This is a genomic window from Roseateles sp. UC29_93 (assembly GCF_042695725.1).
Lineage (GTDB): Bacteria > Pseudomonadota > Gammaproteobacteria > Burkholderiales > Burkholderiaceae_C > Roseateles > Roseateles noduli_A.
The window spans coordinates 2,106,277-2,125,801 of record NZ_CP170545.1; the positions used below are offsets into that span (position 1 = coordinate 2,106,277).

The window sequence follows — 19,525 nt, forward strand, 5'->3', positions numbered from 1 at the left end:
GCAGCGCCCTACTTGAAGCAGTAGGAATCGCGCGCACGTCGACCGCGAATGCGCAGGTGTCGTCGGCGCCTCGACTGCATAGAGTGACTGCATCGCCCAACCGGGCTTCCAGCAGTCGAGGTGCATGCATGACGACAGAATCCCATCGCGAGCCGGACCGCCCGCCCGTCGAAGCGTGGCAGGCGCAAGGCCTCTATCCGTTCCCGCGCGAGCCGGAGACGGCGGTCGAGGTGCTGGAGCGCCAACTGTTCGATCAGGCGGCATGGCACCTGTCCCGCTTCCATCCGGTATTTCGTACGCTGGCGCCGGAGGCGATTGCCTTCCAGTTCAGGCTGCTGAGGCAAGCCGTCGAGTGCGGGCCTGAGGAACTTCAGACGTTGTTGACCGAAGTGCTGGACCTTCCCGCCGACGATCGTCGGAGGATGGCGGAGCTGCTCAAGGATGTCTCGTTGTCGTCGGTGATTCGCGAAGCGCACGTGGTCACCGAACGCTTGCTGCTGCTCGACGGCCTGGAAGCGATCGTGTTCGAGCAGGATCTGCAACCGCACGTGAAGGAGCGCGGCGAACTGCACCGGATCGTCGCGCGCAATCCGTGGCTCTTCGGGGAACGCTTCGCGCTGTCCGTGGACAACCGGTCGCTCACGGAGGTGCTGCGCAAGCACCGCGCGATGTTGGGCCACGACGTGCTGATCGATGAGCCGGTCGGCGCACCGGGGCAGAAGCGCGCCATCATCGATCTGATGTTCTCCCGAGCCACGCGGCGCCACCAGCCGTCGACGCTGGAACATCTCGTCGTGGAGCTGAAGGCGCCGCGCGTCAAGGTCGGCCAGGATGAGATCAGCCAGATCTGCGACTATGCGTCGCGTGTGGCGCGAGACGAGCGCTTCCGTTCCGTCGATGCGAGGTGGTCGTTCTGGCTGGTGGCACGGGACATCGAGGAGGGGGTACTCGATGCGACTGAACGTCGGAACCAGATCGCACTGCCCTTTGCGTTCAATCATGCGGTACGCGTCGTGACCTGGGCGCAAGTCATCGACGAGAACCGCGCGCGACTGCAGTTCCTGCAGGAGAGTCTGGACTACCAAGCCAGCCGGCAGGCGGGACTGAAGCACCTGCAGCGGCGTTATCCCGACTGCCTGGGCGAAGTGGTCCAGCGCGCGCAGGAGCCTCAGGCAACTTATGCACGAGCCGGATGATCCGAGGCGAAGGGGCAGCATCGCCGCCGCCTTCGCTCACGCCATCAGACAAACATGCCGCCCGACGCCTCCACGCGCTGCGCGGTGATCCAGCCGTTGTCGTCCGACAGCAGCGAGGCCACGACCGGGCCGATGTCGTCCGGCAGGCCGGCGCGGCCGAGCGCCGTGACCGAGGCGATGAAGCCGTTCACCTCCTTGTTGTCGCGCACCGCGCCGCCGCCGAAGTCGGTCTCGATCGCGCCGGGCGCCAGCGTGTTCACGCGGATGCCGCGGGCACCGAACTCCTTGGCCATGTAGCGGGTCATCACCTCGACGCCGCCCTTCATCGTCGCGTACGCGCCGTAGCCGGGAATCGTGAATCGCGCCAGGCCGCTGGACACGTTCAGCACGCTGCCGCCGTCGTTGATCAGCGGCAGCAGCGCCTGCGTCAGGAAGAACGGGCCCTTCAGGTGCACGCGCATCAGTTCGTCGAACTGGTCTTCGGTCGTGTCCGCCATCGGCGTGTGGACGCCCATGCCGGCGTTGTTGACCAGGTGGTCGAAACGATCGCGCTGCCAGTGCTGCTTCAGGGTCTGCTTCAGCGCCTCGGCGAAGGCCGGGAAGGCGCCGCTGTCGCCGACGTCCAGCTGCAGCGCCGCCGCGCGTCCGCCGAGCGCGCGGATCTCGTCGACCACGGCCTGCGCTTCGCCCTGCTGGCTGCGGTAGGTCACGATGCTGTCGATGCCGCGGCGGGCCAGATGGACGGCCGCATTGCGGCCCAGGCCGCGGCTGCCGCCGGTGATCAGCGCGATCTTGGTGTTGGAGGAAGTGGTCATGGTGAGCTCCTGTTCGGACGGGTTGATCGGATGCAGGAACTTTATTGATCGACGAATCGGCGTATAAATCACCTCAGTCTGATTTGACCGTTCGTCCAAGGTGAACAAATGAGCGACGCCAACGTCCTTTCCTCACCGATCTCCGCGGCGCCTGCAGCGACTGCGCCCGCTCCTCCCACGGCGCCGGGCGCCACGGCAGGCGCAGCGCTGGCCTCGCCGCCGCCGTCCCTGGACACGCTCCAGGTCTTCGTCCGCGTGGCGGAGCTGGCCAGCTTCACGCAGGCGGCGCAGAGCCTCGGCCTGCCGAAGGCGAGCGCCTCGACGGCGGTCCAGCGGCTGGAAGCCAGCCTGGGCACGCGGCTGTTCCACCGCACGACGCGGCGCGTGCAGCTGACGCAGGACGGCCAGGCCTGCTACGAGCGCTGCAAAGACCTGCTGGCCGATCTCGACGACATGCAGACGATGTTCCAGCCGGCGGCCAGCGGGCTGCGCGGCCGGCTGCGGGTCGACATGCCGATGCGGGTGGCGCATGACATCGTCGTGCCGCGCCTGCCGGAGTTCCTCGCGGCGCATCCCGGGTTGGAGCTGGAGCTCAGCAGCACGGACCGGCGCGTGGACCTCGTGCGCGAGGGCTTCGACTGCGTGCTGCGGGTGGGACCGCTGAGCGACTCGAGCCTCGTCGCGCGACCGCTTGGCGGGATGGAGATGGCCGACCTGGCCAGCGCCGGGTACCTCGCCGCCTTCGGCGTTCCGCAGTCGTTGGAGGATCTCGCGCACCATCGGCTCGTCCAGTACGCCACGACGCTCGGCCAACGCTGCCCGGGCTTCGAGTGGTGCGACGCGTCCGGCGCGACGCGCTTCGAGCCCATGGCAGGGGCGCTCACGGTGAGCGATTCCGGCTCGTACACGGCGGCCTGTCTCGCGGGTCTCGGCATCACGCAGGTGCCGCGCCATGGCTTCGAAACGGAGGTGCTGGATGGCCGGCTGGTCGAGGTGCTTCCGCAGTTCCGGCCCGCGCCGATGCCGGTCCACCTGATCTATGCGCACCGCCGGCAGTTGCCCCGGCGCGTCCAGGCCTTCATGCAATGGCTGGCCGACCTGATGGTCCCGCGCCTGTTGCCGCTATCCTCTGCGTCTCCGGCCCCGACGGCCTGAACCGCTGATCACCTTGCGTTCCGATCCCCTCTTGGACCCGCACACCGCCCCTTCCCAGCAAGCCCGCGCCGCGTTGCAGGCCGGTGACGCCGTTGCCGCGCAGGCGCCCGGCGAGGAGTGGCTGCTGCTGGCGCTGGAGGAGGGGGACGACGCGCAGCGTGCGCAGGCGCTGCTGCACCTGGCGCGTTGCGACCGCGTGCTGCACCGGCCCGGTGACGCACGGGAGCGGAGCGAGCTGGCGGCACGTCTGTTCCGGGCAGCAGGGCGACGCGATCGGCGAGGCCGGCGCGCTGTCGGTGCTCGCGCACAGCGCGTCGACGGCCGGGCATCACGAGGAAGCGATCGAGGCGGCGCTGCTCGGCCTGCGCCTGGCGCAATCGCGCGGTGACGGCGCGGCGCTGGTGGTGGCGCTGCAGGACCTCGGCGCCTGCCACGTGTGGGCGCGCAATTTCGACAAGGCGGCCGAAGTGCTGCGACAGGCCGCCGACGCGGCCAACGCGTGCAAGCCCCGGCTCAGTCCGCTGATTGCCTGCCTGTGGCTCGCGCTGGGGTCACTCCTTGCCTACGCCGGCGAGCGCGAGCAGCGCGGCCAGTTGCCGCCGCTGGGGCCGCTCGAGGGCCACCTGATCAACGCGCGGCATCTGCTGTCCGAAGGCGATGCCGAGACGCACTGCTGGTGGACGCTGATGCGAGACGATGGCGCAGATCTGGAAGGGCGCCACGGCCTACGCGCAGCCGGAGCTGCAGCAGACATTGGCGCAACTGCCGGAGCAGGAGCGCCACTGGCTCGTCGCCTTGGCGGGCTGGGTGCAGGCGGAGCTCGCGTGGGCGCGACGGCTGTGGCCGCAGGCGCGGCGCGCGGCGGCGCAGACGGTGACGGCGGCGGACGCCGTGCAGCACGAGCCGCTGGCGCAGCTCGGCGAGCTGATCGCCAGCCAGATCGAGGAACAGCAAGGGCAGCCGCAACGCGCGCTGCAGCGGATGCGCGCGCTGCGCGAGCGCGAGGCCCGCGTGCGGATCGCGAGCCTCGCGAGCCGCGAGGCGACGGTGCAATGGCAGCTCGACGCACGCCGCAGCGAGCGCGACCGCGCGCAACTTGCGGACGAGGCCTTGCGGCTGGAGAAGCTGTCGATGGAGGATCCGCTGACGGAGCTGGCGAATCGCCGCAGCTTCGAGGATCACGCGCGGGCGCAGCTCGCCGGTGGTGGTGTGGTGAGCCTGGCGCTGATCGACGTCGACCATTTCAAGCAGGTCAACGACCGGCACTCGCACCTGGTCGGCGACCAGGTGCTAAGCCAGATCGCGCGGCTGATGCGGCAGCACGTGCGGGAGCACGACGTCGCCGCACGCCTGGCCGGCGACGAATTCGTGCTGCTGCTGCGCGGCGCGACCGAAGAGATCGCGCAACAGGCCTGCCTCCGGCTCGACGAGGCGGTGCGCAAGCACGACTGGTCGACGGTGTCCGAGGGCCTGCAGGTGAGCATCAGCATCGGCGCCGCGCAACGCCAGGAAGGCGACACGCTGGAGACGCTGATGGCGCGCAGCGACGCCGCGATGTACGCCGCCAAGCGCGAGCGCAAGAGCGCCGCGATGGCGGGCACGTGGCTCACCGATGAGAGCGAAGGCGAGGGCGATTCGCCGGATTGACTACTGCGCGTTGCAAGAGTGCAAAGAGTTGCGAGTTCGCTGAAAGAGCGCTGTTCCTAGACTGCGAGCCTTTCTACAAAGGGCTTTGCATGTACGACGAGGACATCGACATCGGCATCGACATCGCAGCGATCAAGCAGCTGCAAGGTCCCGCGCGCTGGGAACGCCTGAAGGAGCTACAGCGGAAGCTGTTGGCTATGGCCGCGGCGCGGCCGCTACCTTGGACTGAAGAGGAGGGGCCGCCTCCCTCGATGTTTTGCCGGTGTGGGAGTAGCGCCTGTCTCATACGGCTAGGCCGCGAGGAGAACTCGCTCCGAGGAACGGAGTTGCGAGAGTTCTTTCTCTGAAGGGGCCTCAGTGCCCCTGCTCCCTTGCCCGTTTGAGCAGCAGCTCCCGCTCGCGCTCATTGCCGGTCATCGCGGCGGCGCGTTCGAATTCCTCTTTGGCCTCGGCATTGCGGCCGAGCTTGGACAGCAGGTCCGCGCGCACGCTGGGCAGCCAGTGGTACTGCTTCAGCGCGGGCTCTTCCATCAGGCGGTCGACGATCTCCAGACCGACCGCAGGCCCGAAGGCCATCGACAGCGCCACCGCGCGATTCAGCTCCACCACCGGCGACGGCTGCCGCACCGCGAGCGCCTCGTAGAGCGCCGCGATGCGCGGCCATTCGGTGTCCTCGGCGCGACGTGCCCGCGCGTGGCAGGCCGCGATCGCCGCCTGCAGCGCGTAGGGTCCCAGGCCTTGCCCATCGTCCAGCTCGGCGGCCAGGCGGTCGGCCGCTTCCAGCGCCGTCAGGCCGCGTTCGATAGCCGCCGCATCCCATGTCGACCGGTCCTGCTCCAGCAGCAGCACCGGCTGCCCCTGCGCATCGACACGCGCCGCGGCGCGTGAGGACTGCAGCTCCATCAGCGCGAGCAGGCCGTGCACCTCGCTCTCCCTCGGTGCGAGCTTCACCAGCATGCGCGCCAGCCGCAGCGCCTCGTCGCACAGGTCCTGCCGGATCCAGCGCTCGCCGCTGGTGGCCGCGTAGCCCTCGTTGAAGATCAGGTAGAGCACTTCCAGCACGGCGGCCAGCCGCTCGGTCAGCGCCTCGCCGCGCGGCAGCTCGAACGGCACCTGCGCGTCGCCCAGCGTGCGCTTCGCGCGGACCAGCCGCTGCGCCACCGTCGGCTCCGACTGCAGGTACGCGCGGGCGATCTCGCCTGTCGTCAGGCCGGCCACCATCTTCAGCGTCAACGCGACGCGCGCTTCCAGGCTCAGCACCGGATGGCAGGCGCAGAACATCAGTCGCAGCACGTCGTCGCCGATCTCGCGCGCCGCGCGCTCGTCGTCCAGGCTCTCGACGAAGTCCGGCACGATCATCGCCTCGCGCGCGTCGAGCTCATGGCCGAGCTGCTCCAGCTTGTCGCCGCTCAGCTTCACGTGGCGCAGCCGGTCCAGCGCGCGGTGCTTGGCCGTTGTCATCAACCAGGCGGCGGGCTTGTCCGGCAGGCCCTGCCGGGGCCAGGTCTCCAGCGCGGCGACCAGCGCGTCCTGCGCCAGCTCCTCCGCCAGCGGGACGTCGCGCGTCAGCCGCGACAGGGCACCGATGATCTTGGCGGACTCCTGCCGCCAGACGGTCGTGATCGCGCGATGGGTCTCGTCGGTCATGCGCGCGATGGTACGCGCGCGCGCTCAGCCTCAGGCGCCGGGGAACTGCGTGATGTCCATGTACATCAGCTCCCAGATGTGCCCGTCCGGGTCCGCATACGCCTGCGAGTACATGAAGCCCATGTCCTGCGGCTCGCGCGGCACGGTGCCGCCGGCGGCCAGGGCCTTGGCGATCAGCTCGTCGACCTGCGCCTTGCTCTCGCAGGACAGGCAGGTCAGCACCTCGGTCGTCGCATGCGCGTCCGAGATCCTGCGCGGCGTGAAGGTCTGGAAGAACTCCTCCACCAGCAGCATCGCGTAGATGTCGTCCGAGATGATCATCGACAAGGCCTGCTCGTTGGAGAACTGCGGATTGAACTCGTAGCCCATCGCGCCGTAGAAGCGCTTGCTGCGCTCGACGTCCTTGACGGGCAGGTTCACGAAGATTTGCTTGTGTCGCATGGAGGAACTCCTCGAGGGGTGTGAAGTCGTCGGGCCCGTGCGGGTGGATCGGTGGTCGCATCGTGCCCTCCTGATGGCGGCGCTCCGCTTCCGGAGCGTCCACACTGGCACGACGACGCAGCCCCGCCGGTTTCGACAGGACGCGACGCGATCCTGGAAAAAAACTTCGGGGAGTCCTCGGGAGGCGGCCTCAGGCCTTCGACTCCGCGTAGCAGGGGACCAGCGAGCGGACCTCCACCGTGCACCACTCCGCCGCCGGGCATTCGCGGGCGATCGCGAGCGCCTCCTCGCGGGTCGTCACGTTCAGCCAGAAGAAGCCGCCGACCATTTCCTTGGCCTCGGCGAACGGGCCGTCGATCGTCGTCATGCGACCGTCGCGCTTGGCCACGCGGGTCGATCCGTTGACCGACTGCAGCGATTGCGCCGCATGGAGCAGCCCCTTCGCCTGGAGCTGCCCGGCGTAGGCGGTCATGCGGTCGTAGGCCTCGCGGCCTTCCTCCGGCGTGCGCGCCTCGCGTTGGCCGACAGGTTCGTTGATCAGCAGGATGTAGCTCATGCGGGTCTCCGTGGAATGCGGGCGGAATGCCGGGGAAGGCGGACTTGGCGGGAGTCGCCCGGATCTGCGGGCTATTGGACACCACGTGCCCCCGGCACTGTCAAAGGTCAGGGCATGAGGGGCCGGCGATGGGCCCGTCCACGCCGCCCGCCGTCGATCCGCCCGGCGCGCTGTCGATCCGTCGTTTCCCCGGGCCGGGCGGCCACGGCGGCTCCCTACACTGCGCCGCATGACTCCCGCCCCCTCCCGGCCCCTCTGGCGTGACGCCCGCCGACTGCGCGCGTCCTGGCATGCCTGGCTGAGCAACGACGTCCAGCCCAGCGGCCCCGAATGGCTGCAGTGGGTCTGGACGCTGCTGTTCTCCTGCGCGCTGGCGGTCGGCTTCACGGTGCTGGGCTTCCTCCTGAACGCGCGCTCCGCCCGCTGGACCGATCCCGCGATGTGGGCCTGGTGGTACTGGAAGAACGTCGTTGTCTGCGTGACCATCGGCCTGGTGATCCAGACGCTGTTCACGATCCTCGTGCCGCTCTTCGGCGGCCGCGCCCGCATCCGCGCCTGGGCGGACTGGAAGCGCACGGTGTTCTTCTCCGCCGTGCCCTTGCTGGGCGTGCTGATCGGCTGGGTACCGGGCATGTGGATGGCGGGCCTGGCGAACTGGGTGCGGATGGACTGGTCGCAGGGCGGGAAGATCATCGGCATCACCTCCGCGCTCTCGCTGTGCATCACCTTCGCGTTGCACCACTGGTTCGCGTCGAGGCACCGGCAGCTCACCGCCGAGCGCCGCGCCACCGAAGCGCAGCTGCGGCTGCTGCAAGGCCAGATCGAACCGCACTTCCTGTTCAACACGCTGGCCAACGTCCACTCGCTGATCGACTACGACGCGCCCAAGGCCAAGGAGATGCTGGGCGCCTTCACGGCCTACCTGCGGGCGTCGCTCGGCGGCCTGCGTCGCGAGACCGGCCCGCTCGACGACGAGCTGTCCCTCGCCACCGCCTACCTGACGGTGCTGCAGACGCGGATGGAAGACCGCCTGCGTTTCGAGATCCACGCCACGCCCGAGGCCCGCGTCGTGCCGTTGCCGCCGATGCTGCTGCAGCCGCTGGTCGAGAACGCGGTCCATCACGGGCTCGAGCCCAAGATCGAGGGCGGCACCGTGCGCGTCGATGCCGCGCTGAGCGGCGGCTTCCTGGTGATCGAGGTGCGCGACGACGGCGTCGGCCCCGGCGCCTCCCGCCGCACCGGCAACGGCATCGCGCTGGCCAACCTGCGCGAGCGCCTGATGACGCACTACGGCGACCGCGCGTCGCTGACCCTCGTTCCCGCCGAGCCCGGCTGCCGCGTCACGCTGCGCGTGCCGCTGGACACCTGAACGCTTGAACGCTTGAACGCCTGAACGCCTGAACGCCCGACGGCCTGACTCACTTCTTCTTCCCATGCCGACCATGACCGCACCCACCGCGCTGATCGCCGACGACGAACCCCACCTGGCCCGCGCGCTCGCGGCGCAATTGACCGCCGTCTGGCCGGAGCTCGACATCGTCCACATCGCCCGCAACGGCCAGGAAGCCGCCGAGCAGATCGCGGCGTTGCAGCCGGACCTGGCCTTCCTCGACATCCAGATGCCGGGCCTGACCGGACTGGAGGTCGCGGAGGGCATCGAGGGGTCGACGCGAGTCGTCTTCGTCACTGCCTACGACCAGTACGCGGTGCAGGCCTTCGAGCAGGAAGCGATCGACTACGTGCTCAAGCCGGTGGAGGCGGAGCGGCTCGGTCGCACGGTCGAGCGGATCCGCCGCGCGCTGGCGAAGCGGGACGCGGGCGCGGCCGGCGCGGCTGGCGATCACGGCGAGGACGGCGTGGACGCGCGCCTGCTCGCCGCGCTGCAGCGCCTGCACGCGCCGGGCAGCGCGCTGGCGAGGGCGGCGGGGCCGCTGCGCTGGGTGCGCGCGACGCAGGGCGACCTGATGCATCAGGTCCCCGTCGACGAGGTGCTGTTCTTCCGCGCCGACGACAAGTACACCTGCGTGCAGACCGCGACGACCGAGTACCTGATCCGCACGCCGATCCACGAGCTCGCCGCGCAACTCGACGGCGAACGCTTCTGGCAGGTGCACCGCTCGACGATCGTGAACCTGGACCATGTGAGCGGCACGCGCCGCGACGAGCTGAGCCGGCTGTTCGTGCGCGTGCGCGGCCACGCGAGCGAGCTGCCGGTCAGCCGCGCGTACGTGCATCTGTTCAAGTCGATGTAGGCCTCAGGGCGGTTGGCGGCCTGCTGGCGCGCGGCGGCGGGCCGCGGCGGGCTGCGGCGGCGAGGCGGCCGAGGTCCCGTCACGGGCGCCCCCTACACTGGCGGGCACATGCAGCTCGATCCCCGCTCGATCACCGTCATGACCGCGCTGATGGCGGCGATCATGGGCGGCGTGCTGCTCGGCGTGCGGCGCAACTATCCGCCGACGATCAGCGGATTGCTGCCCTGGGCGCTGGCGCCGATGACCTGCGCGCTCGCCGCCGGCGTCTACGCGCTGCAGGGACTGCTGCCGGAATTCCTGGTGGCGCAGACCGGCAACGTGCTGCTGCTCACGGGGTGCGGCCTGTTCTATTTCGGCTCGCAACGCTTCTTCGGACAGCGCGTGACCTGGCGCCTGTGGGGCGCGATCGCGCTGCTCAGTCTGGCCGTGCTGACCTGGTTCCTGGTCTGGCCGGACTACCGCGTGCGCATGGTCGTGTTCACCGGGACGATGACGGCCTGCGTGCTGGCGCATGCGCGGCTGGTCCTGCGGGACGGCCGCGGTTTCGCGGCGCGCCTGATCGGCGCGACGCTGCTGCTGCAGGCCGCCGTGCTGGTGCTGCGCGGCCTGGCGACGTTCTGGGTCGATGGCGCGCAGTCCTCGCGTTTCGCGATGACGGCGGTGCAGACGAGCTACATCGCGAGCTATTGCTTCAGCGTGCTGCTGCTGAGCGTGGGCGTGCTGCTGATGGCCAGCGAGCGCGTGCGCGAGGAATTCGAGCTGCTCGCCACCCGCGACGCGCTGACCGGCGCGCTGACGCGTCGCGCGCTGCTGCAGGCCGGCGGCGAGGAATTCGATCGCTGGCGCCGCTACGGGCAGCCGCTGTCGCTGCTGCTGCTCGACATCGACCACTTCAAGCTGGTCAACGACCGGCACGGTCACCAGGCCGGCGACCGGGTGCTGGCCGGCGCGGTGGCGGTGATGCGTGAGCAACTGCGCGTGACGGACCGGCTCGGTCGTTATGGCGGCGAGGAGTTCGTGATCCTGCTGCCGTCCACCGATGCCGAGGCCGCGCATGCCTCGGCCGAGCGCGTGCGGGCCGCGCTCGCGACGCACGCGCCGGAACCCGGCATCCCGCCGTGCACGGCGAGCCTGGGCGTGGCCTGGGCGCTGCCGGGGGATGTCAGCCTGGACGCGCTGCTCGCGCGTGCCGACGCGGCGCTCTATCGCGCCAAGGCGAACGGTCGCGATCGCGTCGAGTGACGCCGGCGCGGCCTCACTTGAAGAACCAGTACCCCACCACGATCGCGCCCACGAGGCCGACGAAATCCGCGAACAGGCCGCAGGTCAGCGCGTAGCGGGTCTTCTTGATGTTGACGCTGCCGAAGTAGACGGCCAGCACGTAGAAGGTGGTCTCGGTCGAGCCCTGGATGATCGCGGCGAGCTTGCCCTCGAAGCTGTCGACGCCGTAGGTCTTGAGCACGTCCACCATCAGGCGGCGCGCGCGCCGCTGCCCGACAGCGTCTTCATCAGCCCGACCGGCAGCGCCGGGACGAAGTCGGTCGGCAGGCCCAGCGCGCCCACGCCGGCGGCGATGCCGCGCACGACGAACTCCATGCAGCCCGTCGTGCGGAACACCGAGATCGCCACCAGGATCGCGATCAGGTAGGGAATGATCTGGATCGCGACGCCGAAGCCCTCCTTGGCGCCTTCGACGAAGGACTCGTAGACGTTGATGCGGCGCCACGCGCCGACGGCGACGAACATCACGATGATGCTCAGGATCACGCCGCTGCCCAGCACGCCGATGTACTGCGACATCACTTCCGGCGGGTAGCCTGTGCAGCCAGCCGAAGACGCCGGCCATGATCGCGATGAAGCCGCCGACGAACACCAGCACCGGCACGCTGAACAGGTTGATGCGCTGCACCCACGCCACCGCGATCAGCCCCGACATGAACGAGATGAAGGTGGCGATCAGCGTGGGCAGGAAGATGTCGGCCGCGTTGAACCCGACCAGGCCCTGGTCCACCGCCATCGCCTGCCGGATCGCGATCACCGTGGTCGGGATCAGCGTGATGCCGGCGGTGTTCAGCACCAGGAACATGACCATCGCGTTGCTGGCGGTGTCCTTCCGCGGGTTGAGCTCCTGCAGCTCCTTCATCGCCTTCAGGCCCAGCGGCGTGGCGGCGTTGTCCAGGCCGAGCATGTTGGCCGAGAAGTTCATGACCATCGAGCCGCCCGCCGGATGGCCGCGCGGCACCTCCGGGAAGATGCGGCCGAAGAACGGGCCCATCGCCCGCGCGAACAGCTGGATCACGCCGGCGTTCTCGCCGACCTTCATCAGGCCCAGCCACAGGCTCATCACGCCGACCAGGCCGAGCGAGATGTCGAAGCCGGTCTTGGCCGTGTCGAAGATGCCGGTCAGCACCTGCGTGAAGATGGTCAGGTCGCCCTGGACCAGCCGCGCCAGCGCGACCGCGAAGCCGATCAGGAAGAACCCGATCCAGATGAAATTGAGCACCATGGGCGCGCATTATTCCGGCCCCGCGCGCGCCGGGCCGAGGCGACTGGGGATTGCGAGCATCACCTTGTGGGGGCGGGTCATAACTGCCGCGGGACAGGGGGAGGATCACGTCGGGCGGACGGCGGACCGCCGCAGCCGTCGCGCGCACGACATCGGCACACCTGGGGCCGGCGAGCCCGATGCCGGGCAGTCGAGGGCCGAGCTGCCCCTGCTCGCGGTCATTGAGCCGCGAGGGCGATCTCCGAAGAATGGCCTGGCCCTTCCTGTCGTCGAAGGGCTGGAGACCGTCATGTCGATCCTTTCCTGCTGTCGAGGGCCCGCCGGCCCGATCTCCCACGCCAGGCGCCCCGGCATCCGCCGCGGACGCGGACCGTGGATGCTCGGCGCCCTGCTGGGCACGATCCTCGCCGCCGAGGCGGCCTCGGACGCCCCGCGGCGTCCCGCGCCGTCCGCGACGCTCTACCAGGTGCCCTTGTGGGTGCTGGGGCGGGACCATTGCTCCGCGACGCAGATCTCGCCGCGCGTGGCGTTGACGACCTACGCCTGCGCCGTCGGCGCGTTGTCCCCGCGGGCGATGGACGCGTGCAGCTCACGCAGCGCGTCAATCGGCGGCCGTTGAGCGGGCGCCTCATCGAGGATCGCCTGCTGAGCCACGCGCCTCCGGCAGGACTGCAACTGATCCTGCTGGACGAACCTCAGTCCTGGGAGCCGTTGGGCACCACCGGCGCGCCGATCCCGAGCTATCGGCGCGAGCGGGAACTGCTGCGCGATCCGGCCGCGCCCAACCCCGCCCGGTGGGAGGGCACGCGCCTCTATGCCTACGGACCCACGCCGACGCGGGCCGATCGCACCGACACGCCCATGTTCATCAGGAGCTATCACGGCGTGATGGGCTCGGGCTTTCGATTCGGCGATGAGGTGAACGTGCCGCTGACCTACCGCTCGCTGGCCTTCCACAGGAAGACTGAACCGGCGCGTTTTGACGCCGCTCCCGGGACGGCTGCCAGCGGCGTGGACACCTTGGGCCCGGACGTGACGGCGGCCTTGCACGGCCGCGATGACGTGCTGCGCGCCGACCGCTGGCTGATCCCGCTGGTCGGAACGGCGGCGGACGGCATCACCCGCACCGGCCGCCCGGTGCCCTTGCCCGGTCAGCCGGCCGTGCTCGACGCGCCCTTCATCGGCGCCAACCAGGGCGCCGGCCTGATGGCGACGCGCGCCTCGCCCGTGGACGAGTACTACCTGCCGGGGGCGCTCGTGGGTCTTGTGGCCGCGCCGGGCACCTTGCATCCCCGTCTGGCGCTGCATTGGCCGGAGGTGCACCGGGTGATGCTGGCTCAGGGACTGCGGGCCGATGCCGCGCATCTGGCGCGGCAGGTCCTGGATGCCAGGCTGCCGTGGAACGGCAATGCCGAAAGCGGAGCACCGGGCGACATCTTCGAGAGCGAGGATTCCCGGACCGGCGCGACGAGCTTCTATCGACTGAAGGCGCGGATCCCGGAAGGGTCCTACTGGTGGTTGCCGAGGATCGGGGACGACAGCGATCCGTGGTAGGAGCCGCTCGGCACCGCGCTGCCGACGCGTTGGCGCGTCCTGGGCTGGCGCGCGCCGCAGTCGGGCCGCGCGCCGGAAGTCGACGACATGCCTGCCGAGGAAGCCACCGTGCCCTGACCTCGACCGGGAGGAGACCTGACCCCGGTCGGTCGACGCGGGTCGCGGTCCGGCTCAAGCTCATTGGGCCGGCGCGACCGACTTCGAAGAATGGCCAGACCCTTCCGGTGTGGAAGGGGTGGCGTGCCTCATGAATGATCGTCTGTCCCGGCCTCGTCGTGGCCTTGCCCGCTGGCTGCTCGCGATGCTGCCGCTGACCGGCGCGGCAGGCGTCGGCGCCAGCGTCACCACCGGCGTCAACAGCGGCGCCCACATCGAGATGCCGCCCGCCTGGCTGCTCAGCAACATGCATTGCTCGGCGACGCTCATCACGCCGCGCGTCGCACTGACGGCGCAGCGCTGCGTCGAGGGCTGGCCTCACCACAGCTTTCGTCACCGCGGGACGGATCAATGGCAGACGGGCGTGGCGGTGACGTATTCCCGCCAGCTCGGGCCGTTGGGCGATCTGGCGCTCGTCCTGTTCGACGCGCCGTTCGGCGGCGGCATGCCGACCACGGTCCCCATCCCCAGCTATCGCCTCGAGCAGCGGCTGCTCTCGGATCCGGTGCCGATGACCGGCGAACGCATCAGGACGACCCTGGCGGTCTACGGCCAGGATCACGATCCCGGCGGCGTCCGGACCTCCGCGCGCCGCAGGACGACGTATGTGGCCGACACCGAGATGCCCCTCATCCATCGATCCTTTGCCGGGATTCGCGCCTGGAGGACCTCGGATGACCTCTACCGGCACTTCTTCTTTCCCTACAGCTACTTCTGGCAGTCGGCGGCCACCGGCCTCCATGCGTCGCTCTATGAGACGCCCGCCGGTCAGGGCGGGCTGGCGTTCAGCGACAGCGACACGGACGACCTGATCGTGGGCCTCACCGGGCACACGGCCGGCTGGGGCCGGTTCGCGGTGTCGCCCATCGATGCCGGCGACCGGGGCGGCGCCATCCTCGCGACCCGGCAGGTCGGCGAGTGGCTGGTGAGCACCGTCTCCGGCACGGTCGGTGCATCCGCGGCTGAGCGCCTATTGGCCCTGGGTCTACAGGACGCTGATGGCCCGGGGAATGCGCGACGACGCGGTGCAGCTGGCGAGGCAGGTGCTGGGCACCGGCCGCTGGGGCGACAACGATCACCGCGGCACCCTCGGCGACATCCATGTCTACGAGAACCCGTACAACGGCGATGTCGAGTTCTTCCGGCTGGCGGCGTTCGACGGCGAGGGCCGCTACTGGTACTTCTCCCCGGCAAGACGGACAACCTCCACTGGGAATACCTCGGGACGGATCTGCCGGAAAAGCTGCAGGCGACGACGCCGGTTCATGCCTGGGGCGAGAACGATTTCCGGGGCACCGTCGGCGATGTCTTCATCCATGCCAACCCGTACTCGAATCGCGTCGAGTATTTCCGCTTGAAGGCACTGGACAGCGATCAGCGCTACTGGCTGTTGCCGAGGGACGCCGGCGACACGTTCTGGTGGACCTATCTCGGCACTGATCTGCCGACGCGGACGCTCAGGTTCGTCGAGTGACCGTGACGTCGCCCGGAGATTCCGCGCGGCCCAGGCCCAGGCCCAGGCGTGGGGTCAACTCTCGAGGAAGCGCTCCCGCACTTCCAGCACCTGCGGCAGCACGCCGATGAAGAGCTCCACCAGCGCCGGATCGAAGTGCCGGCCGGCTTGCGCGCGCAGGTGCTCGACCGCGCGCTCGATCGGCCACGCCGGCTTGTAGGGCCGGATGCTGGTCAGCGCGTCGAAGACGTCGGCGATGGCGACGATGCGGGCCTCCTGCGGGATCGCCTCGCCGGCCAGTCCTTCCGGATATCCGCTGCCGTCCCACTTCTCGTGGTGCGTCAGCGCGATGCGGCGCGCCAGGCCCAGCAGTCCGGTCGTCTGGTCGCCGAGGATCTCGGCGCCGATGGCCGGGTGCCGGCGCATCACCGTCCACTCGGCCTCGGTCAACGGACCCTGCTTCTGCAGGATCGCGTCCGGAATGCCGAGCTTGCCGACGTCGTGCATCGGCGCGGCGTGCAGCAGATCGTCGGCCTCCCGGTCGGTCCAGCCCGCGGCCAGCGCCAGCAGGTGGGCGAAATGGCTCATGCGGACGACATGCCAGCCGGTCTCGTTGTCCTTGTATTCCGCCGCGCGGCCCAGCCGCTGCACGATCTGCAGCCGCGTCTCGCGCAGCTCGTCGGCGCGCACCAGCGACAGGTGCGTGCGCACCCGCGCGCGCACGACCGGGGGGCTCACCGGCTTGGCGATGTAGTCCACCGCGCCGGCCTCGAAGCCCTCGGTCTCGTCGCTCGAATCGGCCAGCGCGGTGACGAAGATCACCGGCGTGCGCTTCGTCGCCGGCTGCGACTTCAGCACCCGGCAGACGTCCAGGCCGGACATGCCCGGCATCATGATGTCCAGGAGGATGAGCTGCGGGGACTCGCTCTTCGCGAGCTCCAGCGCCTTCTGCCCGTCGCGCGCGAACAGCAGCCGGTAGTCGTCCTGCAGCACGTGGCGCAGCACCTGCAGGTTGGCCGGCTCGTCGTCGACAAGCAGCAGCTTGGGGCGGTGGTCGGCGATCACGGCGTCATCCTCGCGCGCCCGAGGCCGCCGACGAGGCCGCGCTCAGCTGCCTGCGCAGCGACTGCAGCAGCAGCACCGCCGCGTCGAAGTCGAAGTCGTCCAGCGCCTGCGCCAGCGGCGCGATGCGCCTCGGCGCCGAAGGCGGTGCGCAGCGCGGCCAGCGATTCGTCGTCGAGCTCGCTGCGCTTGAGGGCCGCCGCCAGCCGATCGATCAGCGTCTTCTTCTCGCGGATCTCCTGCGCCACGGCGACCGCCGCGGCCGACGGCTCCGCCATCGGCATCGGCGCGCTCGCGGCAAAGCCCGACGGCGTGCCGTCCAGTTCCACGATCGCGTCCAGCGTGTGCTGCAGCGCCATCGCCAGCGTGTCGACGAGCGCCATCAGATCTTCCTGCCGGCCCAGCCGCAGCGCCGATTCGACCGGCTGCGCCGCGGCGAGCAGTGCCGGCATCGCCAGGCTGCCGGCCACGCCGCGCCAGCGATGCACCAGCCCGCGCATCTCGATCCATTGCCGGCTGTGCGTCAGCTGATGCAGCCGCGCGACGCCGTCGCGCTGTTCCTCGGCGAAGCGGCGCAGTCCGCGCTGCCACGCGGTCACGCTGCCCCACAACCGCAGGCCCTGCTGCCAGTCCAGCGGGCCGGCCATCGCGCCCGCGACGCGGGCATCGATCGCATGGCGCGTCGTCGGCACCGGACCGGCGAGGGCCGGCGAGCGCCCCGGCGTCAGGCCCAGCACGCGGGCGATCTCGGCGAACAGCCGCGCCGGGTCCAGCGGCTTGACCGCGAAGCCGTCCATGCCGGCGGCCAGCGCCGCCTGGCGGTCTTCTTCCAGCACGCTCGCGGTCAGCGCGACGACCGGCGTGTGGCCGCGACCCTGCGCATGCTCGAAGTTGCGGATCCGGCGCGTCGCGCCCAGCCCGTCCAGCCCCGGCATGTGGACGTCCATCAGTACCGCGTCGAAGCGTTCGTCGGAGAAGGCCTTCAGCGCCTGCAGCCCGTCCGAGGCCAGCGTGACCTGATGGCCCTCGCGGCCCAGGATGATCTGCAGCAGCTCGCCGTTCTGCGCCACGTCGTCCGCCACCAGCAGGCGCAGGGGCGGCAGCGTCACGGCCACCTCGGTCGCGTCGGACTCGGCGCGCGCGGCGTCGCCCGCGGGCAGCGGCAGCCAGACGTGGAAGGTGCTGCCCTGGTCGACCTCGCTCTCGACGGTGATGCGGGCCGCCCATGCGCTCGACCAGCTGGCGCGAGATCGTCGTGCCCAGTCCGGTCCCGCCGAAGCGGCGCGTCGTCGAGGCGTCGGCCTGCGCGAAGGCGTCGAAGATCCGGTCCAGCCGGTCGGCGGCGATGCCGATGCCGGTGTCGATGACGGCCAGGTGGATCTGTCCGCCCTCCTGGCGCATGCGCAGCGTCACCACGCCCCGCTCGGTGAACTTGATGGCGTTGCCGACCAGGTTCAGCAGCACCTGCTGCACGCGCAGCGGGTCGCCCTTGAAGAAGCGCGGCTCGGCGCCCGGATAGTCGAGGTGCAGCGCCAGGTTCTTGCGTTGCGCCAGCAGCCGCAGCGAGTCCAGCGCCTGCTCGCAGACGGTGCGCAGCGAGAAGTCGACGACCTCCAGTTCCATCGCGCCCTTGTCGAGCTTGGCGGTGTCCAGGATGTCGTTGAGCAGCGACAGCAGCGAACGCGCGGAGCCCCGCACCGTCGTCAGATGGCGGCGCTGCGAGTCCGTCAGGGTGGTGTCCAGCAGCAGCTCGGTGAAGCCGAGGATGGCGTTCATCGGCGTGCGGATCTCATGGCTCATGTTGGCCAGGAAGGCGCTCTTGGCCGCGGCGGCGGATTCGGCGCGTTCCTTGGCTTCCTCGAGCTGGCGCTGCAGGCGCTTGGGTTCGGTGATGTCGAGGATCACCCCGTCGATCCACTGCGCCGCGCCGCGGGTGTCGCGTACCGCGCGACCGCGCTCGGACACCCAGCGTTCGCCGGCTTCGCGGGTGTGGACGCGATACTCGATCGAATACGGCGCATCGGCGGCCACGGCGGTCTCGACCGATGCGTTCACGCGCTCCTGGTCGTGGCGGTGGATCAAGGCGGCGAAATGCTGCCGGCCCTCCAGGAAGTCCTGCGCGGGCCAGCCGGTCAGTTCCTCGACGGCGTCGTTGATCAACAGCATCGACCAGTTCTCGTCCATGCGGCAGCGGAAGGTCACGCCGGGGCTGTTGGCGATGACGGTGCGGTACTTGGTCTCGCTGTCGCGCAACGCCTGCTCCATCGTGAGCATGCGGCGGCGCTCGTCCATCAGGTCGGTGTTGAGACGGCGCAGCGCCAGCAGGCCGTTGGCGCCGGCGGTGATCGCGCTGATGGCCAGCGCCATCACGGTCACGGCCAGGGCGAGCCAGCCCGCGTTCTCGACGCTGGTGTTGCAGGGGCCGTCGCCCAGCCCGACGAAGCGCGCCGCGCCCATCGCCGTGTAATGCATGCCGGCGATCGCGCAGCCCATCACCAGGCCGCCCAGCGCGATCGCCCAGTGACGGTGGATCCGGCCGGCCAGGCCGAAAACGGATCCACAGCGCCAGCATCGCCAGCAACACCGCCACGACGATGGAGGCGGCGAACCAGACGGGGTCGTAGCGCAGCGCGAGGGACATCTCCATCGCCGCCATGCCGGTGTAATGCATCGTGCCGATGCCGGCGCCCACCAGCACGCCGCCGACGACCAGCCGCCAGCCGTTGAGCTGGTGACGGGCCAGCAAGGCCAGCGCGACCCAGGACGCGATCACCGCCGGCACCATCGAGATCGCGGTGATGTGGGCGTCGAAGGCGACCTGCGCGCACAGTTCGAACGCCAGCATGCCGATGAAGTGCATCGACCAGATGCCGCCGCCCAGGGCCAGCGCGCCGGTGGCCAGGATCGCCTGGCGGCGCCAGCCCTTGGCCGGCTTGGCCACGCCCGCGACCTGCAGCGCCAGCGCCGAGGTCAGCGAGGCGACGGCCAGCGACAGCAGCACCAGTGGCCAGTCGTAGCGGCCGGTGAGCAGCAGCGTCGGGGCGCCGTCGCGGAACAGGAAGAACTGCGGCAGGACCGCGAGGAG

18 protein-coding genes and 3 pseudogenes are annotated in these 19,525 nt (G+C 70.1%); 12 read left to right on the forward strand and 9 right to left on the reverse strand.

The genetic code is table 11. The features are described from left to right. Positions 1 to 83 precede the first annotated feature (83 nt). A complete protein-coding gene (locus ACFJIX_RS09810) occupies positions 84 to 1,196 on the forward strand; it encodes a histidine kinase (protein WP_377159523.1) in 1,113 nt (370 codons plus the stop codon). A 44-nt stretch (positions 1,197 to 1,240) separates the two neighbouring features. Here the strand turns inward: ACFJIX_RS09810 and ACFJIX_RS09815 are convergent, their stop codons facing one another. Continuing rightward, positions 1,241 to 2,011, reverse strand: a complete 771-nt coding sequence (locus tag ACFJIX_RS09815) for an SDR family NAD(P)-dependent oxidoreductase (RefSeq protein WP_377159525.1) — start codon at positions 2,009 to 2,011, stop codon at positions 1,241 to 1,243. Between the two features lie 108 nt (positions 2,012 to 2,119). Between ACFJIX_RS09815 and ACFJIX_RS09820 the strand changes: the two genes are divergently transcribed. From ACFJIX_RS09820 to ACFJIX_RS09835, 4 genes are all read left to right on the forward strand, one after another. After that, the gene (locus ACFJIX_RS09820; RefSeq protein ID WP_377159528.1) at positions 2,120 to 3,166 is read left to right on the forward strand and encodes a LysR family transcriptional regulator; all 1,047 of its coding nucleotides are present in this window, start codon (positions 2,120 to 2,122) and stop codon (positions 3,164 to 3,166) included. A gap of 31 nt (positions 3,167 to 3,197) precedes the next feature. After that, entirely contained in the window at positions 3,198 to 3,554 is a 357-nt protein-coding gene (locus tag ACFJIX_RS09825; RefSeq protein ID WP_377159530.1) for a hypothetical protein, read from the forward strand. Between the two features lie 308 nt (positions 3,555 to 3,862). After that, on the forward strand, positions 3,863 to 4,813 hold the full coding sequence (locus tag ACFJIX_RS09830; protein ID WP_377159532.1) for a GGDEF domain-containing protein: 951 nt from the start codon (positions 3,863 to 3,865) through the stop codon (positions 4,811 to 4,813). Positions 4,814 to 4,902: 89 nt separating this feature from the next. Then, positions 4,903 to 5,160, forward strand: a complete 258-nt coding sequence (locus ACFJIX_RS09835; RefSeq protein ID WP_377159534.1) for a hypothetical protein — start codon at positions 4,903 to 4,905, stop codon at positions 5,158 to 5,160. Positions 5,161 to 5,167: 7 nt separating this feature from the next. Here ACFJIX_RS09835 and ACFJIX_RS09840 read toward each other — a convergent pair whose 3' ends face one another. From ACFJIX_RS09840 to ACFJIX_RS09850, 3 genes are all read right to left on the reverse strand, one after another. Next, positions 5,168 to 6,460 (reverse strand): RNA polymerase sigma factor, encoded by a 1,293-nt coding sequence (locus ACFJIX_RS09840; RefSeq protein ID WP_377159536.1) that lies wholly within the window; start codon positions 6,458 to 6,460, stop codon positions 5,168 to 5,170. 30 nt (positions 6,461 to 6,490) lie between these two features. Continuing rightward, a complete protein-coding gene (locus ACFJIX_RS09845; protein WP_377159538.1) occupies positions 6,491 to 6,901 on the reverse strand; it encodes a VOC family protein in 411 nt (136 codons plus the stop codon). 190 nt (positions 6,902 to 7,091) lie between these two features. Further along, positions 7,092 to 7,457, reverse strand: coding sequence for a YciI family protein (locus ACFJIX_RS09850; protein ID WP_377159540.1), 366 nt, complete (start codon positions 7,455 to 7,457; stop codon positions 7,092 to 7,094). 229 nt (positions 7,458 to 7,686) lie between these two features. Here ACFJIX_RS09850 and ACFJIX_RS09855 point away from each other — a divergent pair, with 229 nt between their 5' ends. From ACFJIX_RS09855 to ACFJIX_RS09865, 3 genes are all read left to right on the forward strand, one after another. Beyond that, positions 7,687 to 8,826, forward strand: a complete 1,140-nt coding sequence (locus ACFJIX_RS09855) for a sensor histidine kinase (protein WP_377159542.1) — start codon at positions 7,687 to 7,689, stop codon at positions 8,824 to 8,826. A gap of 73 nt (positions 8,827 to 8,899) precedes the next feature. Continuing rightward, complete coding sequence (locus ACFJIX_RS09860; RefSeq protein WP_377159544.1) at positions 8,900 to 9,709, forward strand: LytR/AlgR family response regulator transcription factor; 810 nt, start codon at positions 8,900 to 8,902, stop codon at positions 9,707 to 9,709. Positions 9,710 to 9,817: 108 nt separating this feature from the next. Next, a complete protein-coding gene (locus ACFJIX_RS09865; RefSeq protein WP_377159546.1) occupies positions 9,818 to 10,951 on the forward strand; it encodes a GGDEF domain-containing protein in 1,134 nt (377 codons plus the stop codon). A gap of 13 nt (positions 10,952 to 10,964) precedes the next feature. Here the strand turns inward: ACFJIX_RS09865 and ACFJIX_RS09870 are convergent. Then, positions 10,965 to 12,215, reverse strand: a pseudogene (locus ACFJIX_RS09870) (nucleoside recognition domain-containing protein). A gap of 289 nt (positions 12,216 to 12,504) precedes the next feature. On the opposite strand from ACFJIX_RS09870, the gene ACFJIX_RS09875 reads away from it, so the two are divergent. The 3 genes from ACFJIX_RS09875 to ACFJIX_RS09885 all read left to right on the forward strand — a co-directional run bounded on the left by ACFJIX_RS09875 (position 12,505) and on the right by ACFJIX_RS09885 (position 15,399). After that, positions 12,505 to 12,834 carry a hypothetical protein gene (locus tag ACFJIX_RS09875; RefSeq protein WP_377159548.1) on the forward strand — a complete coding sequence of 110 codons (330 nt, stop codon included), beginning with the start codon at positions 12,505 to 12,507 and terminating at the stop codon, positions 12,832 to 12,834. Continuing rightward, complete coding sequence (locus ACFJIX_RS09880; RefSeq protein WP_377159550.1) at positions 12,798 to 13,769, forward strand: hypothetical protein; 972 nt, start codon at positions 12,798 to 12,800, stop codon at positions 13,767 to 13,769. The genes ACFJIX_RS09875 and ACFJIX_RS09880 overlap by 37 nt, the downstream gene beginning before the upstream one ends. A gap of 247 nt (positions 13,770 to 14,016) precedes the next feature. Beyond that, positions 14,017 to 15,399, forward strand: a complete 1,383-nt coding sequence (locus ACFJIX_RS09885; protein WP_377159552.1) for a hypothetical protein — start codon at positions 14,017 to 14,019, stop codon at positions 15,397 to 15,399. A gap of 54 nt (positions 15,400 to 15,453) precedes the next feature. Here the strand turns inward: ACFJIX_RS09885 and ACFJIX_RS09890 are convergent, their stop codons facing one another. From ACFJIX_RS09890 to ACFJIX_RS09905, 4 genes and pseudogenes are all read right to left on the reverse strand, one after another. Continuing rightward, on the reverse strand, positions 15,454 to 16,443 hold the full coding sequence (locus tag ACFJIX_RS09890; RefSeq protein WP_377159554.1) for an HD domain-containing phosphohydrolase: 990 nt from the start codon (positions 16,441 to 16,443) through the stop codon (positions 15,454 to 15,456). Then, on the reverse strand, positions 16,440 to 17,549 hold the full coding sequence (locus tag ACFJIX_RS09895; RefSeq protein WP_377159556.1) for a response regulator: 1,110 nt from the start codon (positions 17,547 to 17,549) through the stop codon (positions 16,440 to 16,442). Before ACFJIX_RS09895 ends, ACFJIX_RS09890 begins: the two co-directional genes overlap by 4 nt. A gap of 157 nt (positions 17,550 to 17,706) precedes the next feature. Then, positions 17,707 to 18,933: pseudogene (locus tag ACFJIX_RS09900) on the reverse strand (histidine kinase dimerization/phospho-acceptor domain-containing protein); the annotation flags it as partial. 103 nt (positions 18,934 to 19,036) lie between these two features. Continuing rightward, positions 19,037 to 19,300, reverse strand: a pseudogene (locus ACFJIX_RS09905) (MHYT domain-containing protein); the annotation flags it as partial. On the opposite strand from ACFJIX_RS09905, the gene ACFJIX_RS09910 reads away from it, so the two are divergent. Next, complete coding sequence (locus ACFJIX_RS09910; protein ID WP_377162146.1) at positions 19,239 to 19,457, forward strand: hypothetical protein; 219 nt, start codon at positions 19,239 to 19,241, stop codon at positions 19,455 to 19,457. The pseudogene ACFJIX_RS09905 and the gene ACFJIX_RS09910 overlap by 62 nt on opposite strands. Positions 19,458 to 19,525 lie beyond the last annotated feature (68 nt).

What these genes read in the sequence shown, in the direction of transcription:
- ACFJIX_RS09845 (WP_377159538.1), bottom strand. Translation starts at nt 6,901, where the DNA reads ATGCGACACAAGCAAATCTTCGTGAACCTGCCCGTCAAGGACGTCGAG.
- ACFJIX_RS09840 (WP_377159536.1), bottom strand. Translation starts at nt 6,460, where the DNA reads ATGACCGACGAGACCCATCGCGCGATCACGACCGTCTGGCGGCAGGAG.
- ACFJIX_RS09850 (WP_377159540.1), bottom strand. Translation starts at nt 7,457, where the DNA reads ATGAGCTACATCCTGCTGATCAACGAACCTGTCGGCCAACGCGAGGCG.
- ACFJIX_RS09855 (WP_377159542.1), top strand. Translation starts at nt 7,687, where the DNA reads ATGACTCCCGCCCCCTCCCGGCCCCTCTGGCGTGACGCCCGCCGACTG.
- ACFJIX_RS09865 (WP_377159546.1), top strand. Translation starts at nt 9,818, where the DNA reads ATGCAGCTCGATCCCCGCTCGATCACCGTCATGACCGCGCTGATGGCG.
- ACFJIX_RS09815 (WP_377159525.1), bottom strand. Translation starts at nt 2,011, where the DNA reads ATGACCACTTCCTCCAACACCAAGATCGCGCTGATCACCGGCGGCAGC.
- ACFJIX_RS09820 (WP_377159528.1), top strand. Translation starts at nt 2,120, where the DNA reads ATGAGCGACGCCAACGTCCTTTCCTCACCGATCTCCGCGGCGCCTGCA.
- ACFJIX_RS09830 (WP_377159532.1), top strand. Translation starts at nt 3,863, where the DNA reads ATGGCGCAGATCTGGAAGGGCGCCACGGCCTACGCGCAGCCGGAGCTG.
- ACFJIX_RS09860 (WP_377159544.1), top strand. Translation starts at nt 8,900, where the DNA reads ATGACCGCACCCACCGCGCTGATCGCCGACGACGAACCCCACCTGGCC.
- ACFJIX_RS09910 (WP_377162146.1), top strand. Translation starts at nt 19,239, where the DNA reads ATGTGGGCGTCGAAGGCGACCTGCGCGCACAGTTCGAACGCCAGCATG.
- ACFJIX_RS09885 (WP_377159552.1), top strand. Translation starts at nt 14,017, where the DNA reads ATGAATGATCGTCTGTCCCGGCCTCGTCGTGGCCTTGCCCGCTGGCTG.
- ACFJIX_RS09875 (WP_377159548.1), top strand. Translation starts at nt 12,505, where the DNA reads ATGTCGATCCTTTCCTGCTGTCGAGGGCCCGCCGGCCCGATCTCCCAC.
- ACFJIX_RS09835 (WP_377159534.1), top strand. Translation starts at nt 4,903, where the DNA reads ATGTACGACGAGGACATCGACATCGGCATCGACATCGCAGCGATCAAG.